The organism is Cyanobium sp. LEGE 06143 (assembly GCF_015207535.1).
Taxonomy (GTDB): domain Bacteria; phylum Cyanobacteriota; class Cyanobacteriia; order PCC-6307; family Cyanobiaceae; genus NIES-981.
Genome location: NZ_JADEWP010000046.1, coordinates 1 through 14368, shown reverse-complemented (window position 1 = coordinate 14368; position 14368 = coordinate 1). Strand labels below are relative to the sequence as shown.

The following is a 14368-nucleotide window of genomic DNA, read 5'->3' as shown; positions in this document are numbered from 1 at the left end:
GTTCAGGAGGTGGCGCGCAGGATCTCGGCCCACAGCCCGGCAGCCAGGGCACTGGAGCCCCGGGTGGGACTGTTGTCGTCGTTGCCCAGCCACACGCCCACCACCCAGTGGCGCTCGGGAGCGATCCCGATGAACACCAGATCGCGGTTCTCGTTGCTGGTGCCCGTCTTGCCGCCTTCTAGGCCCCCGAGCCGCGCTGCCCGCCCGGTGCCGCTGGTCACCACGGCCCGCAGCAGCTGCTGCATGGAGCGCGCTGTCTTCTCGCTCACCACCCGCCGGCCTGGAGCGGTGCTGGCCGCGCTCTCGGCCGCCTCGCGGCGGCAGCTGGCGGGATCCTTGCCCCGGCAGGTCTCGGCGTCCACGAGCCGCTTGATCGTGCTGGGGGCGTGCCAGGTGCCGTCATTGGCCACGGCGCCATAGGCGGAGGTGAGCTCCAGCAGGGTCACTTCGCTCTGGCCCAGGGCCAGGCCCGGGATGGGGCTGAGGGGGCTGGTGACGCCCAGATCCCGGGCCTGCTGCACGACGGCTTCGAGGCCCACCTTCTGGGCGGTGCGCAGGGCGGCGGTGTTGCTGCTGCGGGCGAAGGCGCTCAGCAGGCTGAGCTTGCCGCTGCAGTCGCTGCTGAAGGTCTGGCCACGCCAGCGCAGGGGCCCGCAGTTCACCCCATCGCCGGGTCCGGCGCCCCGCTCCAGAGCCGCCAGGTAGGGGAACAGCTTGAAGGTGCTGCCCTGGGAGCGCTGGGCCATCGAGGCCCGGTTGTACTGGCTCTGCTGGTAGTCGCGGCCGCCGGCGATCGCCACGATGCCACCGTTGCGCACATCGAGCACCACCACGGCACCCTCGCTCACATTGAGGCCACGACTGCTGTTCAGCCGCTGCCGCAGCACCCGCTCCACCTGCTCCTGGACGCCTGGATCGAGGTGGGTCTCGATCAGAAAATTGCCCTCGGCCGCCACGGCCGGACCCACCAGGTCCTGCAGGTCGCGGCGCACCTGATCGGTGTAGAAGGGCGCACCGCGCCGCTCGGCGGCCCGCTTGCAGGCCTCGGGCGCCACCTGCACCGGGCTGCGGCGGGCGGAGCGGCCGGCATCCGCACCGAGGCGGCCGGAGTCCACCATTTTGCGCAGCACCGCGTTGCGGGATTCCAGGGCGGCCTGGGGCGCCACACAGGGGTCATAGCCATTCGGCGAGGGCAACAGGCCCACCAGCAGGGCCGCTTCCTGCAGCTCCAGCTCGGCGGCGGGCTTGCCGAAGAAGTGCCGCGAGGCATCCTCAAAGCCCCAGCCCACCCCCAGATACACCCGGTTGAGGTAGCTGAGCAGCAGGTCGTGCTTGCTGAACAGGGCCTCCAGCTGCAGCGCCACCAGCAGCTCCCGCCACTTGCGCCCCAGGGTCTCCCCCTGGCCCACCTGGTCGGGATAGAGGCTGCGGGCCAGCTGCTGGGTCAGGGTGCTGCCCCCCTCCATCACCCGGCCGCCGGCGAGGTTCGTCACCAGGGCCCGGGCCGTGCCCACCGGGTCCACGCCGGGGTGCCACCAGAAGCGAGCGTCCTCACTGGCGAGCAGGGCGTCCACGAGCACCGGCGGGTAGTCGCCCAGCTTGGCCAGCTCGCGGTGCTCCAAGCCCTGAACCGAGTTGATCGGCTTGCCCTGCCGGTCGTAGAGGGCCAGGGGCCCCCGCACCGTGGCCAGGCTGCCGCGGATCGGCCCCTGGGCCACGGACAGCGCCAGCAGTGCCAGGCCGCCGCTGGCCACTGCCGCCAGGCCGAGGGCCAGGCCCCGCAGCAGGCGCTGGGAGCGGGGTTGGGGGCGGCGCTGGAAGTCCAGCTCGGGCAGGCCTGGTTGGTGGGTGGGGCCGAACCGCACCGTGTCGCCATCGCGCAGCAGCAGGTGCTGGATGCGGCGGTTGCGCCACCACAAGCCGTTGGTGGAGCCGTTGTCGGAGAGCAGCCAGGCGCCGCCGCGCTGCTCCAGCAAGGCGTGCTGACGGCTCACCGCCGTGTGCTCAATCGGAATCTGGCCGTCGGCATCGCGGCCGATCCGGTAGGCCCCGCTCTGGATCGTCACCGTCCGGCTGGGCAGGCCAGGCACATGGATCTCCACCTGGCACTGGCCGGGTTGGCGCCAGCGGCGCCAGCGCCGGCGCAGGGTTTCAAGCACGCCGCGACCCCCTGTCGCCCAGCAGATCGATGGCCAGGCAGAGCACGGCCAGGTTGATGGCGATGTCGGCCAGGTTGAACACCGGAAAATTGATCGGCACCAGGGCGAGGAAGTCGACCACGGCCCCCAGCCGCCAGCGGTCGATGCCGTTGCCGACGGCGCCGCCCAGCAGAAAGCCGAGGGCCAGGGTGCGGGACAGTCGCATCGTCCCCTGGCGGGCGATCGCCACCACCAGGCCTGCTGCCACCGCCAGGCTGATCACGCCGAGGGCCTGGGTGGCGCCGCTGAACAGGCTGAAGGCCGCCCCCGTGTTCCAGGTGAGCAGCAGCTCCAGCAGCCCGGGCAGGAACGGGCGGGGCAGGCCGGGCTGCAGGGCCTGCTGGGCCCAGGCCTTGCTGGCCTGGTCGGCCAGCACCACCGCGGCCGCCAGCAGGTAGCTGATCCTCTGCTGGCGGCTCATGAGGGCACCAGCAGCAACTTGCGCAGGGCAACCGCCGCGGTGGCCACGGCACAGCACAGCAGCAGCTGGCTCAGCAGCGGCCCCACCGAGAAGCTCATCAGCAGCGGCAGCACGCCGCCGGGCCAGCGCCCGGCCAACGCACCGATCAGCAGGTTGAGGGCACCGCACACCTGAATCACGCCCACTCCCACCGCGCTGGCCAGGGTGAGGTTGAGCAGGTCGCCCATCCCGCGCTGCCGGGCCAGCCGGCCCGTGAGCCAGGCGGCGGGCACGAAGCCGGCCAGGTAGCCGAAGCCCGGATCCAGCAGGTAGGCGCTGCCACCGCCGCCCTGAAACACCGGCAGCTGGAACAGCCCCAGGGTGAGGTAGGCCAGGGCGGCCAGCAGGCCGCTGCGGGGGCCGCAGACCACCGCCGTGAGCAGCAGGGCCGGCACCTGCAGCGTGATCGGCAGGGCCGTGAGGGCCCACTGCCCCTGGCCCACCGGAAGGGGCACAGCGGCCTGGATCAGGCCCCCCACCAGGATCAGCAACAGGCCTGCAACCGCTCCACTCCAGTTCGCCAGGGCCCGCAAATCGTCCAGGAATGGTCTGGCCCCAGTCTGCCGCGCCGTGGACACGCTGCCAGGGCACCATGATGACCAGGCCCGTCTGGGCGCACTGCCGGCGCCGCACCATGACCAGCACCCCCCAGCCAGAGCAGCAGCCGAGCCGGGAGCCCCAGTCGAGCCTGGAACCGGTTGAGCCGGCCTGGGCGATCGGCGCTGCGGTGTGCCTGCAGCACACTCCCAGCTATCTCAAGACTGCGGACCCAATGCCGATGCTGCGCCCCCCCGACCTGGTGGATCTGAATGAGGTGGGCACCGTGGTGGGCCAGCGCTCGATGGGGCAGCTGGCGGTGCGCTTCCGGCGCGGCACATTTCTGATCGCGGCCGCAGCTCTCGTGGCTGCCCCTGATGGCCAGCCCGCGAGCCCCTGAGCCCTGGCGTTTGGCCTGAGCGGCCCTGCTTCAGCCAGCCTTGCTGGCGCTGGGCCGCAGATTCTGCAGGCCGCTCAGGAACATCGGCACGAAGCGATCGAAGAACTGCTCCGGTTCCTGCTCCCAGACGCGCTTGGCCGCCAGGAAGCGGGACTTCTGCAGGTCAGGAGCCAGCAGGGTCTGGGGCAGGCGCTCCAGCAGGTAGGCGGGCCGTTGCCAGGCAGGGATGGTGCCGGCGATCTCCACCAGGTTGGAGAGGCGCCGCAGTTCGGCACCTGCGGTGATGTCCATGCCGGCGGCGTAGGCGGCGTGCTCAATCAGGGAATAGCGGTGCTTGGCCTCATCCACCCTGGCCCGATCGGCGGGGCTGCGGCTGGCAATGGCGTTGAGCCAGCGGTTGCCCCAGCGCACGTGGCCGGCTTCTTCCGGCAGGATTTTCTCCAGGGTTTCCCGGATCCTGGTGTTCTCCTCGCTGGCCGGGGCGCTCTTCAGGGCGTGAATGTGGGCCGAGAAGGTCTGGCAGCCGCGCTTTTCCGTGGCATTGATGGAGGCCAGGGCAGCCACGACGCCCTCGTCCTTGCGCCCGTCCGATGCGGAGCTGTCCAGCAGCCGGTTCAGTTCATCGATGTAGGAGGACGTGGGTGGATTGCCGATCGGCACATCCATCTCGAAGAGCAGGTCGGTGAGCCAGGCCGCGTGGCGGGCCTCATCGTTGACGTGGTGGGAGAGATCGCGCACCAGTTCGGCCGGCTCACCGTCAAGCAGCTCGATCAGGCTGGTGAGCTCCAGGCAGGAGCGCTGTTCGTTGAAGCGGTAGCCATTCAGAAACAGCACCTGAAGTTCGCGCTTCTGCACCACCTGAGCCATCACGTCCCGGGCGCTGAGATTGTTCGAGAGCTTCCGGGGATAGGTGACAGGCATTGCTGGCCAGAATCGTGGGCTGACGTTAACGACTCCCTGAAGTCGCCGGCGGCAGCGCTGCCCTGCTGCTCCAGGAGCTCCACACGGCCTCGGCCGCCGCCACCGCCGTTGCCGCACCACACAGGCTGAGGCGGGGCTCAGCCAGATGGCGCCGCGCGGCAGCCAGCAGGTCATCGGCGCTGAGCTGCTCTGCCGCCAGCAGGGAGCGGGCAACGTAGCTGTCGCCCAGGCCATGGCCCATCACCAGTGCCTGACGATCGGCGATCTGGCCGCAGGTCTGGCGGCCCATGGCGTCCTGCCCCCGGAACTTGGCCCTGGCCAGGCTGAGTTCCGCGGTGCTGAGGGGCGTTTCCAGCTGGCGCTGCCACTCCTCCAGCAACGCGGCCATCGCTTCCCCAGCCCGCTCAGTGGAGCTGGAGCAGTGCCACACGAAGGGGCTCGGGCCGCAGCGGGCCGGCAGGTGCACGCCCACGTCGTAGGCCAGGCCCCGTTCCTCCCGCATCACCACGAATAGTCGACTCGACATGCCGAGGCCGAAGTGGGCCTGCAGCAGGCGCAGGGCCAGGGCGTCCGGGTGGCCCAGAGGCACTGTCGCCGCCCCGAGCATCACCACCACCTGCTCGGTGTCCTGGCACAGCAGCACGGGATCCACTCCGGTCCCCGCCGCCGCCGTCGGCTGGGGCACGGGCAGGGCTGTCTGCCACGGTGTCAGGCCCAGTTGGCGGTTGAGCTGGCCCTGCAGATCGGCCGCCGCCGGCAGGTCCCCGCAGACGGCCAGCAGGGCTCCCTGGCGGCCGAGGTCGTCCACCAAGGGGGCCAGGGCGGCGGCCGTGAGTTGCTCCAGCTCGGCTTCCACCCCGAGCGGATCGTGGCCGTAGGGGCCGTTGGCGTAGAGGAGCTCCCGCAGCCCGTCATGGGCGAGCTGGAAGGGGTCCTCCCTCTGGCGTTGCAGGCTCTGCAGGTTGAGTTGCCGTTCCAGCTGCACCTGCTCCGGGGCAAGGCCGGGCTCGCGTGCCATCGCCAGCAGCAGCGGCAGCAGTTCCGAGGCATCGTCACTGGCGCACTTGAGGCTGATCACCAGGGCGTCCTCATGGGCCTCACAGCGCATGGCGGCGCCGCGGCCCTCCACCAGGTCGGCGAGCTGTTCGGCTGTGAGAGCTCCGCAGCCACGGGTCATCACCCCAGCCAGGAGCTGCATGGCGCCCCGGCCGCCAACGGGATCGCGGCTGCTGCCGCCCCGGATCCAGAGCCGGGCTGCCACCAGACCCACGCCCGGTCGTTGCTGCAGCAGCAGGGGAAGGCCGCCAGCGAGCGACAGGCAGGTCCAGCTGCTCATGCGGGCACCGCCTCAAGCACACAGGCCAGGGCGGGATCGAGCAGGGGCACCAGCTGTCGCTGCAGGGCGTCCGCGGTCCAATCGTGCAGATGCTCCAGAGGCAGCCCCAGCTCCTGGGGCCGCCCCCAGAGCAGGTTGTTGCCGATGGTGCCGGCCACCCCAGCGGGTGACTCCAGCGAAAAGCGGTAGCCGTTGGCCACCAGGTGCAGGGCCCGCTGCCACTCCGGCTGGCCGATCGCCTCCTGCTGCAGCTGCAGCCAGGCTGCGTCGATGGCCTGACGCACCGCGCCGAGATCCTCGGGTTCGCAGATGGCCTCCAGCAGGGCGAAGCTGCCGCACTCCATCACGTGCAGATCGAGGTCGATGCTCTCCACCAGCTGCAGCTCCTCCCGCAGCAGGGCCACGAGCCGGCTGCGGCGGCCTTCCGCCAGCAGGGTGGTGAGCAGATCCGCTCCCATCACGGCGGCGAGGTCGCTGGCGGGAGGCAGGACCCAGAGCATCAGCAGCCGGGCGGCTTCCAGCCGGGGCAGGGCCAGCCGGTGCGTGCCCGGCACCACGCCCATGGGCGAGCGGCGCGGCGGCTCATCCCGCCGGGGCAGGCCGGCCAGGGGGCTGGCGCCGATGCGGCTCTCCAGTGCTGGTGCGAGGCTCTCCAGGGCGCCGGCCACGGCGAGCACGCAGCGCTCAGCGCCGTACAGGCGCTTCTGGAAGGACGCCATGGCGGCAGGCGTGTGGGCCAACAGGGCCTGGCGTTCCCCCAGGATCGGCGCGCCGTAGGCGTGGCTGCCGCAACCCAGCCGCAGCAGCCGCTGCAGGGCCACATCGTCCGGCTGGTCCTCGCTCTGGGCCAGCTCCTCGAGCACCACCTGGCGCTCCATCTGAAAGGGCTCGTCCACCAGGGCGGGCTCGAGCACCAGATCCAGCAGCAGATCCAGGGCCTCAAGGGCGGCCTCCGGGGGGATCAGCACGTGGTAATGCACATCGTCGAAGCCCGTGGCCGCATTGCTGCTGCCGCCCAGGGCCTCGATCCGCCCATCGAATTCGCCTGGCCCCAGCCGCGCACTGCCCTTGAACACCATGTGCTCCAGGAAGTGGGCCAGACCGCTCTCGCCCGACTCCTCGAACACGCTGCCGGCCCGGCACCAGAAGTCGAGGCACACCAGGGGACTGTCAGCCAGGGGCAGCAGCACACTGCGGGCGCCGTTCGGCAGGGTGTGGATGTGCGGTGACGCCAGGCCTGGCAGCAGAACGGGGGTGGAAGCCAGGGGCAAGGCGAAGGGACGTGGCAGGATCTGCATTCTGCTGACTAGGGACACGGCTGTGAGCACCGTCGACGCCGGATCTGCCCGCAGCGGCGCCCAGTCCGGGGGCATTCATCCCCTGGTGGATGCCCTGGCCGGGCGCATCCGCGCCAGCTGGGGCCGCATGCCTGAACTGGCCCCCCTGGCGATCGACCCCGACCTCGAGGCCATCAGCGGCAGCCTCGATGGGGAGAAACTGTTCATCCGAAACGAGCTGCGCCAGTGCCGAGGCCTGCGCAAGCTGCACCTCGAGACCGCCCGGCTGGGGGCGGGGCTGCAGATCCTGCACTGCGTGCTCTTCCCCGACCCTCGCTTCGACCTGCCGGTGTTCGGTGCTGACATCGTGGCCGGACCGGCCGGGGTGTCGGCCGCCATCGTGGATCTCTCCCCCGTGGACGATGCCCTGCCTGGAGCCATCGAGTCGGCCCTCGCGGCTCGCCCCCGGCGCAGCTACGCCCAGGAGCGGGAGCTGCCCGGCTGGGGCTCGATCTTTTCGCCCCATGTGCTCTTCATCCGCCCCGTGGGTCCGGAGGAGGAGCAGGCGTTCATCGACGAGGTGGGCGAGGTGCTGGAGGTGCTCACCGCCGCGCTGCGGGACACCCCGCCTCAGCCCCTGGACGACCCCGCTACCGTCAGTCGATGGAACGGCCAGCTCCGGTACTGCAAGCAACAGAAACAAAACGACAAGACACGGCGGGTGCTGGAGAAGGCCTTCAGCCCGGACTGGGCCGACCGCTACATCGAAGAGCTGCTTTTCGACGATCCACCGGCTCTATGAAGCTGCTGGGTGTGGAAACCTCGCGGCGCAGGCTCCTTCTGGCCGTGGGCGGCACCCTGCTGGTGGTGCTGGTGGGTTGGGCCGTGGCGCAGCGGCTGAGGACCGCGTCCACGTCGATGCCGGCCCAGACCGCTGGCAGCGCTGAGCGGCCCGCCGCCCCGGAGGCGGTGGCGGCCCTGGGACGTCTCGATCCGAGCGGCGAGGTGCGCAGCCTGGCCGCCCCGATCAGCGGCATCGGCGGCAGTCCTCGCATCACACGTCTGCTGGTGCAGGAGGGCGATGCGGTGAGCGCCGGCGACCTGCTGGCGGTGTTTGACACGGCAGCCCCGCTGCAGGCCCAGCGCCGCGTGGTGGAGGTGCGCATCGCCAATCTGCGCAGCCGCCTCACCGTGCAGACCCGCGACATCGCCCGCTACCGCTCCCTGAGCCGCCAGGGCGCCATTCCGAGCGGTGAACTCGACACCCGCGAAACCAATCTGCTTGAGCTCGAAGGTCAGCTGCAGGAGGCCCTGGCCGAGCGCGATCGCCTTGAGGCCGATCTGAAGCTCACCTCGCTCAGAGCTCCCATCAATGGCACGGTGCTGCGGCTCCATTCCCGGGTCGGCGAGCGCCCGGGTGAAGACGGCGTGCTCGAACTGGGGGCGAACCAGCGCATGGAGGCCGTGATCGAGGTCTACGAGAGCGACATCAACCGGGTGCGGCTGGGGCAGGCCGTGACCATGACCAGCGAAAACGGCGGCTTCGAGGGCAAGCTCCGCGGCGAGGTGGTGCGGATCAGTCCCCAGGTGCGCCAGAGGGCCGTGCTCGAGACCGATCCCACCGGCGACGTGGACGCCCGCATCGTGGAGGTGCGGGTGAAGCTCGACCCCGATGATGCCCAGCGGGTGCGCGACCGCACGGGTCTCAAGCTGATCGCCCGCTTCACCCCCTGATGTTGCAGCGCCTCTGGCAAGAGCGCCGGATACCCCTGGCCTGGCTGCTGCTCTCCCGCCAGCCCCTCAGGCTGGCGGTGGCCCTGGCGGGCATCTCCTTCGCGGGGATCCTGATGTTCATGCAGCTGGGTTTCCGCGATGGGCTGTTCGACGCCAGCGTCACGATCCACAAGCTCTTCGACGCCGATCTGGTGATGATGAGCCCCCGCACCATGAGCTCGATCGGCATGGCGGGCTTCCCTCGGCGCCGGCTGATCCAGGCCATGGGGGACCCCGCCGTGCAGGGCTCCACCCCCGTGCACTGGAACCTGCTGCTCTGGCGCAACCCGGTGAGCGGCAAAACCCGCTCAATCCTGGCCCTGGGCTTCGAACCGGCCGATCCCCTGTTTCTCGACCCGGAACTCGCCGAGAAGGCCCGCAGCCTCACCCAGAAAGGGCGGGTGCTGTTCGATGAGCGCTCCAGGCCTGAGTTCGGCCCGATCGCCGAGTGGTACAAGCAGGGCCGCACGGTGGAAACCGAAGTGGCCGGCACCCGGGTGCGGGTGTCTGGGCTTGTGAGCCTGGGTCCCTCCTTTGGCGCGGACGGCAACATCCTCACCAGCCGTGAGACCTTTCTGCAGCTGCTGCCGGGCACGCCCCCGGGGAGCATCGAACTGGGACTGATCCGGCTGCGGCCCGGCAGTGACATCGAGGCCACCCGCCAGCGGCTGGAGAGCAGCCTGCCCAGCGACGTGCTGCTGTTCACCAAGGCGGGCTTCGAGGAATTCGAGAAGACCTACTGGCGCACCAGCACCTCTATCGGCTTCATCTTCACCCTGGGTGCTGCCATGGGCTTCATCGTGGGCTGCGTGATCGTTTACCAGATCCTCTATTCCGATGTGAGCGACCACCTGCCCGAGTACGCCACGTTGATGGCCATGGGCTATCGCTTGCCGATCCTGCTGAGGGTGGTGGCGCGGGAGGGGCTGATTCTTGCGGTGCTGGGCTACCTGCCGGCCTATGCCGCCGGCCTGGGCCTCTACGCCCTGGTGCGCAACGGCACCAACCTGCCGGTGGCCATGTCCAGCKGCAGGGCCACAGTGGTGTTCAGCATGATCCTGGTGATGTGCCTGGGATCGGCGGCCCTGGCCATGCGCCGCCTCGGTGACGCCGACCCCGCTGAGATCTTCTGATGGCCCGATCCCCGAGTGAGCCCCTGGTGGCCGTTGAGGGCCTGAGCCATTGGTATGGCGAGGGAGAGATGCGCCGCAGGGTGCTCCAGGAGGTGACGCTGACCATCGCGCCAGGGGAGGTGGTGCTGCTCACGGGGCCCTCCGGCTGCGGCAAGACCACCCTGCTCACCCTGGTGGGAGCCCTGCGCAAGGTGCAGGAGGGTTCGGTGCGCCTGTTCGGCTGCGAGCTGCAAGGGGCGGGTCGTTCGATCCGTCAGCAACTGCGCCAACGCATCGGCATGATCTTCCAGGGCCACAACCTGCTGCGCTGCCTCACTGCCGAGCAGAACGTGCAGATGGGGGCAGACCTGCTGCCGGGCCTGGGCTACCGCGCCCGCCGCGATCAGGCGCGCGAGTGGCTGCGGGCGGTGGGCCTGGGCGACCACCTCAACAAGCTGCCCCACGACCTCTCCGGCGGCCAGAAGCAGCGGGTGGCGATCGCCCGGGCCCTGGCCGCCCAGCCCCAGTTGCTGCTGGCCGATGAACCCACCGCCGCCCTCGACAGCCAGAGCGGCCGTGAGGTGGTGGGGCTGCTGCGCCGCCTGGCCCGCGAGCAGGGCTGCGGCGTGCTGATGGTGACCCACGACCCCCGCATTCTCGATGTGGCCGATCGGCTGCTGCAGATGGAGGATGGCCGGCTGGCCGAGGCCTCCCTGGAGCTGGCGGGGGCCGTCAGCCCTTGAGCGAAGGGCGGCGAGTAGGATCGGTTCATCACAACCCACCCATGCTTCCCGTATGTCCAAGCGCAGGAATCTGAAGAAGGAAAAGCAGGAACGCAACCGCGCCTACGCGCGCAAGTTCAAGAAGCGCAAGCTGCGCAACGATGGTCGCGGTGAAGGCGTGGGTAACGGCGTGACCGGCACGGCCAACAACGGCGGCGCCGCGGACTGATCAGTCGGCCTGGCTGGCGAGTGGCTCGGTGGCTGAACAGCCCTCCGCGCCAGACCAGGGACCCCGAGGGGTCCCTTTCTCTTGGCCCTGCCCTCGACCCCTGAAGGCCAGACCATGATGATGGTGGCCAGGTCATGGCGGCCGGTTCGGTGCGCTGCAGCGGGTCCATGTTTCTCAGCGTTGTCATCCCCACCTACAACCGCCTGCCGATCCTGCAGAAGTGCCTGGCGGCCTTGGAGCAGCAGGATTTTCCCGCCAGCGCAGGCGACTACGAGGTGCTGGTGGTGGATGACGGCTCCACCGACGCCACCGTGGCCTGGATCGAGGCAGAGGCGGCGGCCCTGCCGCACGTGCGCCTGCTGCAGCAGAGCCATGGCGGTGCGGCCGCGGGCCGCAACCGCGGCGTTGAGGCCGCCCGGGGCGAGGTGGTGGTGTTCATCGACAGCGACCTGGTGGTGACCCCGCGCTTCCTGCTCTGCCACACCCAGGCTCTGGAGCAGGCCTGGCAGCGCCTCGGCCACCAGCGCTGCTTCACCTACGGGGCTGTGATCAACACCTCCAACTTCAACGAGCCCACGGCGGAGCGCCACAAGCTGCGGGATCATTCCTGGGCCTATTTCGCCACCGGCAATGTGGCCATCGCCCGCGAGCTGCTGGAGCAGGCCGGGCTGTTCGACACAGGTTTTCAGCTCTATGGCTGGGAGGATCTCGAGCTGGGCGAACGGCTCCGGCGCCTGGGGGTGGCCCTGATCCGCTGCCCCGAGGCCGTGGGCTACCACTGGCACCCGGCCTTCCGGCTGGAGCAGATCGCCGACCTGATCCGGGTGGAGAGGGAGCGGGCCAGGATGGCCCTGGTGTTCTTCCGCAAGCACCCCAGCCAGCGGGTGCGGATGATCACCCAGTTCACCTGGTATCACCGCCTGCTCTGGGAGCTGCTCACCCTGGGCGGCCTGCTGAATGAGCGCAGCCTCAGGCCGGTGCTGGCCTGGCTGGTGCGCCGCGATCGGGCGGCCCTGGCGCTTGAGCTGTTGCGGATTCCTCTCAATCGCCTCGGGGTGCGCACCCTGCAGCTGGAGGCACGGCGCCAGGGCCTGGCCTGAGCGGATGTTCCAGGGTCCGTGAGGCATCGCTTTGGTAGGGTGATCTGGTCCAATTTCATTCCGCACACCTGCGTGTTTCGGGTGATCACGGGCTCCAACCCAACCGGGGACGCCACCGCAATCGGTGCTGTCTGCGGAGAGTGGAGCGCTTCGATCCCTAGGCAGGTGGAGGCAAACCCGAAACCCCCCACACCATGGCTGTTGTCACTCTCTCCGAAATGATGGAGGCTGGCGCCCACTTTGGGCACCAGACCCGTCGCTGGAATCCCAAGATGTCGCGCTACATCTACTGCGCGCGCAATGGGGTTCATATCATTGATCTCGTGCAGACTGCTGTCTGCATGAACAACGCCTACAAGTGGGTCCGCAGTGCGGCTCGCAGCGGCAAGCGTTTCCTGTTCGTGGGCACCAAGAAGCAGGCCTCCGAAGTGATCGCCCTGGAGGCCAGCCGTTGCGGCGCCGCCTATGTGAACCAGCGCTGGCTGGGCGGCATGCTCACCAACTGGACCACGATGCGGGCCCGGATCGAGCGGCTCAAGGATCTGGAGCGCATGGAGGCCTCAGGCGCGATCGCCATGCGTCCCAAGAAGGAAGGGGCTGTGCTGCGCCGCGAGCTCGACCGCCTGCAGAAATACCTGGGTGGCCTGAAGAGCATGCGGCGCCTGCCCGATGTGGTGGTGCTGGTGGATCAGCGCCGTGAAACCAACGCTGTGCTCGAGGCCCGCAAGCTCGATATCCCCCTGGTGTCGATGCTCGACACCAACTGCGACCCCGATCTCTGCGACGTGCCGATCCCCTGCAACGACGACGCCGTGCGTTCGGTGCAACTGGTGCTGGGCCGGCTGGCTGATGCCATCAACGAAGGCCGCCACGGCGGCGAGCAGGGTCAGAACGACGAGGCCTGAGCAGACCAGCCTGAGCCGGAGCCCACGCTCCGCCCCCTGACTACCCTTTCACCCTGAGTTCCTCACCCATGGCTGAGATTTCAGCAAAGCTGGTCAAAGACCTGCGCGACAAGACCGGCGCCGGCATGATGGATTGCAAGAAGGCGCTCACCGAAACCAAGGGAGATGCCGACAAAGCGATCGAGTGGCTGCGCCAGAAGGGCATCGCCTCCGCCGAGAAAAAATCGGGCCGCACCGCTGCCGAAGGCGCCATCGGCTCCTACATCCACACCGGCGCGCGGGTTGGCGTGCTGGTGGAGGTGAACTGCGAAACCGATTTCGTGGCCCGCGGCGAAATCTTCCAGGAGCTGATCCGCAATGTGGCGATGCAGATCGCAGCCTGCCCATCGGTGGAGTACGTGAACACCGATGCGATTCCAGCTCAGATCGCTGAGCGGGAAAAGCAGATCGAGATGGGCCGCGATGATCTGGCCGGCAAGAAGGAGGAGATGAAGGAAAGGATCGTGGCCGGCCGGATCGGTAAGCGCCTCAAGGAACTGGCCCTGATGGATCAGCCCTACATCAAGGACAACACCCTCAGCGTGGCTGAACTGGTCAAGCAGGTGGCCGGCAAGGTGGGGGAGAACATCCAGGTGCGACGGTTCGTACGCTTCAATCTCGGTGAGGGGATTGAAGTGAAGCAAATGGACTTCGCCGCCGAGGTGGCCGCCATGCAGGCCTCCTGATCTGCTGGACCCCGACCCGATCCGATCCATCCCAGCGGACCGTTCCGCCCCCCCTGCCGTGGAAGCACTCCAGGATGCCCACCGCAGACTCGGCGCCATCAGGGCGGGGCTGGAGCAATCCAACCCCGAGCTCTACCGCCACCTGGCTCTCTATCTCCAGGTGCTCAGAGACGCTCTGCTGAACGCGATTCAGCAGGCCTGTTTTCATCTGGCCACCCAGATCGAGCCGGAGCGCTACGCCAATCTCTCCGCCCGGCAGCGCCGGCAGTGGCACCTGCGCATGGCCGACCTGGCCAGGCGGGCCAAGACCCTGCTGACGGTGGAGCAGGTGGCGGCCATGGCGGCCCAGATGGCACGGCTGCGCCAGCGTCAGGCCCAGGAGGAACGGGCCCGGTTCCATGACTCCCTGGCCCAGGAGCCCGGCCGAACTGAATCCGGCACCCCCGAGGGCTCCAGCGGGTCGGCCGGCTCGATCGAGCTGGGTCTGGCGCCGCCGATCGATCTCCAGCTGCTGGGCTCAAGCGGCCCCGATCTGACAGGCCTGCTGCAGGGGCTCGGCCCAGGTTCGGGTGCTGGGTTCAAGCCTGGATTCAGCCCGGATTTCAGGCCTGAGCCTGCCCCCCAGAACTCCATCGAGCCCTCTCCCCCCGAGCCTGCGCCATCGGAGCCAGCC

15 protein-coding genes and 1 pseudogene are annotated in these 14368 nt (G+C 69.2%); 10 read left to right on the top strand and 6 right to left on the bottom strand.

Features of this window, described 5'->3' with window-relative positions; translation table 11 throughout:
• Positions 1-2: 2 nt before the first annotated feature.
• From IQ216_RS05110 to IQ216_RS05100, 3 genes are read right to left on the bottom strand one after another with little or no spacing between them, the layout of a single operon-like run.
• Positions 3-2159 carry a transglycosylase domain-containing protein gene (locus tag IQ216_RS05110; protein WP_193814605.1) on the bottom strand — a complete coding sequence of 719 codons (2157 nt, stop codon included), beginning with the start codon at positions 2157-2159 and terminating at the stop codon, positions 3-5.
• Positions 2152-2619, bottom strand: coding sequence for a signal peptidase II (lspA, locus tag IQ216_RS05105; RefSeq protein ID WP_193814604.1), 468 nt, complete (start codon positions 2617-2619; stop codon positions 2152-2154). Before lspA ends, IQ216_RS05110 begins: the two co-directional genes overlap by 8 nt.
• Entirely contained in the window at positions 2616-3191 is a 576-nt protein-coding gene (locus IQ216_RS05100; RefSeq protein WP_193814602.1) for a biotin transporter BioY, read from the bottom strand. Before IQ216_RS05100 ends, lspA begins: the two co-directional genes overlap by 4 nt.
• A gap of 62 nt (positions 3192-3253) precedes the next feature.
• On the opposite strand from IQ216_RS05100, the gene IQ216_RS05095 reads away from it, so the two are divergent.
• A complete protein-coding gene (locus IQ216_RS05095) occupies positions 3254-3595 on the top strand; it encodes an NAD(P)H dehydrogenase assembly family protein (protein ID WP_370566609.1) in 342 nt (113 codons plus the stop codon).
• A gap of 30 nt (positions 3596-3625) precedes the next feature.
• Here the strand turns inward: IQ216_RS05095 and IQ216_RS05090 are convergent, their stop codons facing one another.
• From IQ216_RS05090 to IQ216_RS05080, 3 genes are read right to left on the bottom strand one after another with little or no spacing between them, the layout of a single operon-like run.
• Positions 3626-4516 carry a ferritin-like domain-containing protein gene (locus IQ216_RS05090; protein WP_186699799.1) on the bottom strand — a complete coding sequence of 297 codons (891 nt, stop codon included), beginning with the start codon at positions 4514-4516 and terminating at the stop codon, positions 3626-3628.
• Between the two features lie 25 nt (positions 4517-4541).
• On the bottom strand, positions 4542-5852 hold the full coding sequence (locus IQ216_RS05085) for a pitrilysin family protein (protein ID WP_193814600.1): 1311 nt from the start codon (positions 5850-5852) through the stop codon (positions 4542-4544).
• Positions 5849-7123, bottom strand: a complete 1275-nt coding sequence (locus IQ216_RS05080) for a pitrilysin family protein (RefSeq protein ID WP_228007158.1) — start codon at positions 7121-7123, stop codon at positions 5849-5851. Before IQ216_RS05080 ends, IQ216_RS05085 begins: the two co-directional genes overlap by 4 nt.
• Positions 7124-7172: 49 nt before the next feature.
• Here IQ216_RS05080 and IQ216_RS05075 point away from each other — a divergent pair, with 49 nt between their 5' ends.
• The 9 genes and pseudogenes from IQ216_RS05075 to IQ216_RS05035 form a co-directional block, all read left to right on the top strand.
• Positions 7173-7931 (top strand): phycocyanobilin:ferredoxin oxidoreductase, encoded by a 759-nt coding sequence (locus tag IQ216_RS05075; RefSeq protein ID WP_370566608.1) that lies wholly within the window; start codon positions 7173-7175, stop codon positions 7929-7931.
• Positions 7928-8863 (top strand): HlyD family efflux transporter periplasmic adaptor subunit, encoded by a 936-nt coding sequence (locus IQ216_RS05070; protein ID WP_193814597.1) that lies wholly within the window; start codon positions 7928-7930, stop codon positions 8861-8863. The genes IQ216_RS05075 and IQ216_RS05070 overlap by 4 nt, the downstream gene beginning before the upstream one ends.
• On the top strand, positions 8863-10035 hold the full coding sequence (gene devC / locus IQ216_RS05065) for an ABC transporter permease DevC (RefSeq protein ID WP_193814596.1): 1173 nt from the start codon (positions 8863-8865) through the stop codon (positions 10033-10035). Before IQ216_RS05070 ends, devC begins: the two co-directional genes overlap by 1 nt.
• Positions 10035-10757 (top strand): DevA family ABC transporter ATP-binding protein, encoded by a 723-nt coding sequence (locus IQ216_RS05060; RefSeq protein WP_193814595.1) that lies wholly within the window; start codon positions 10035-10037, stop codon positions 10755-10757. Before devC ends, IQ216_RS05060 begins: the two co-directional genes overlap by 1 nt.
• A gap of 52 nt (positions 10758-10809) precedes the next feature.
• Positions 10810-10965, top strand: a complete 156-nt coding sequence (locus IQ216_RS05055; protein ID WP_186699787.1) for a hypothetical protein — start codon at positions 10810-10812, stop codon at positions 10963-10965.
• 167 nt (positions 10966-11132) lie between these two features.
• Positions 11133-12065: a glycosyltransferase family 2 protein gene (locus IQ216_RS05050; RefSeq protein WP_193814594.1), complete on the top strand. Its 933-nt coding sequence runs from the start codon at positions 11133-11135 to the stop codon at positions 12063-12065.
• A 194-nt stretch (positions 12066-12259) separates the two neighbouring features.
• Positions 12260-12970: a 30S ribosomal protein S2 gene (rpsB, locus tag IQ216_RS05045; protein ID WP_186699783.1), complete on the top strand. Its 711-nt coding sequence runs from the start codon at positions 12260-12262 to the stop codon at positions 12968-12970.
• Between the two features lie 68 nt (positions 12971-13038).
• Positions 13039-13695 carry a translation elongation factor Ts gene (gene tsf, locus IQ216_RS05040; RefSeq protein WP_193814593.1) on the top strand — a complete coding sequence of 219 codons (657 nt, stop codon included), beginning with the start codon at positions 13039-13041 and terminating at the stop codon, positions 13693-13695.
• Positions 13696-13753: 58 nt separating this feature from the next.
• Positions 13754-14368: pseudogene (locus IQ216_RS05035) on the top strand (hypothetical protein); the annotation flags it as partial.

What these genes read in the sequence shown, in the direction of transcription:
- lspA (WP_193814604.1), bottom strand. Translation starts at nt 2,619, where the DNA reads ATGAGCCGCCAGCAGAGGATCAGCTACCTGCTGGCGGCCGCGGTGGTG.
- IQ216_RS05095 (WP_370566609.1), top strand. Translation starts at nt 3,254, where the DNA reads ATGACCAGGCCCGTCTGGGCGCACTGCCGGCGCCGCACCATGACCAGC.
- IQ216_RS05090 (WP_186699799.1), bottom strand. Translation starts at nt 4,516, where the DNA reads ATGCCTGTCACCTATCCCCGGAAGCTCTCGAACAATCTCAGCGCCCGG.
- IQ216_RS05085 (WP_193814600.1), bottom strand. Translation starts at nt 5,852, where the DNA reads ATGAGCAGCTGGACCTGCCTGTCGCTCGCTGGCGGCCTTCCCCTGCTG.
- IQ216_RS05070 (WP_193814597.1), top strand. Translation starts at nt 7,928, where the DNA reads ATGAAGCTGCTGGGTGTGGAAACCTCGCGGCGCAGGCTCCTTCTGGCC.
- IQ216_RS05060 (WP_193814595.1), top strand. Translation starts at nt 10,035, where the DNA reads ATGGCCCGATCCCCGAGTGAGCCCCTGGTGGCCGTTGAGGGCCTGAGC.
- IQ216_RS05055 (WP_186699787.1), top strand. Translation starts at nt 10,810, where the DNA reads ATGTCCAAGCGCAGGAATCTGAAGAAGGAAAAGCAGGAACGCAACCGC.
- IQ216_RS05050 (WP_193814594.1), top strand. Translation starts at nt 11,133, where the DNA reads ATGTTTCTCAGCGTTGTCATCCCCACCTACAACCGCCTGCCGATCCTG.
- rpsB (WP_186699783.1), top strand. Translation starts at nt 12,260, where the DNA reads ATGGCTGTTGTCACTCTCTCCGAAATGATGGAGGCTGGCGCCCACTTT.
- tsf (WP_193814593.1), top strand. Translation starts at nt 13,039, where the DNA reads ATGGCTGAGATTTCAGCAAAGCTGGTCAAAGACCTGCGCGACAAGACC.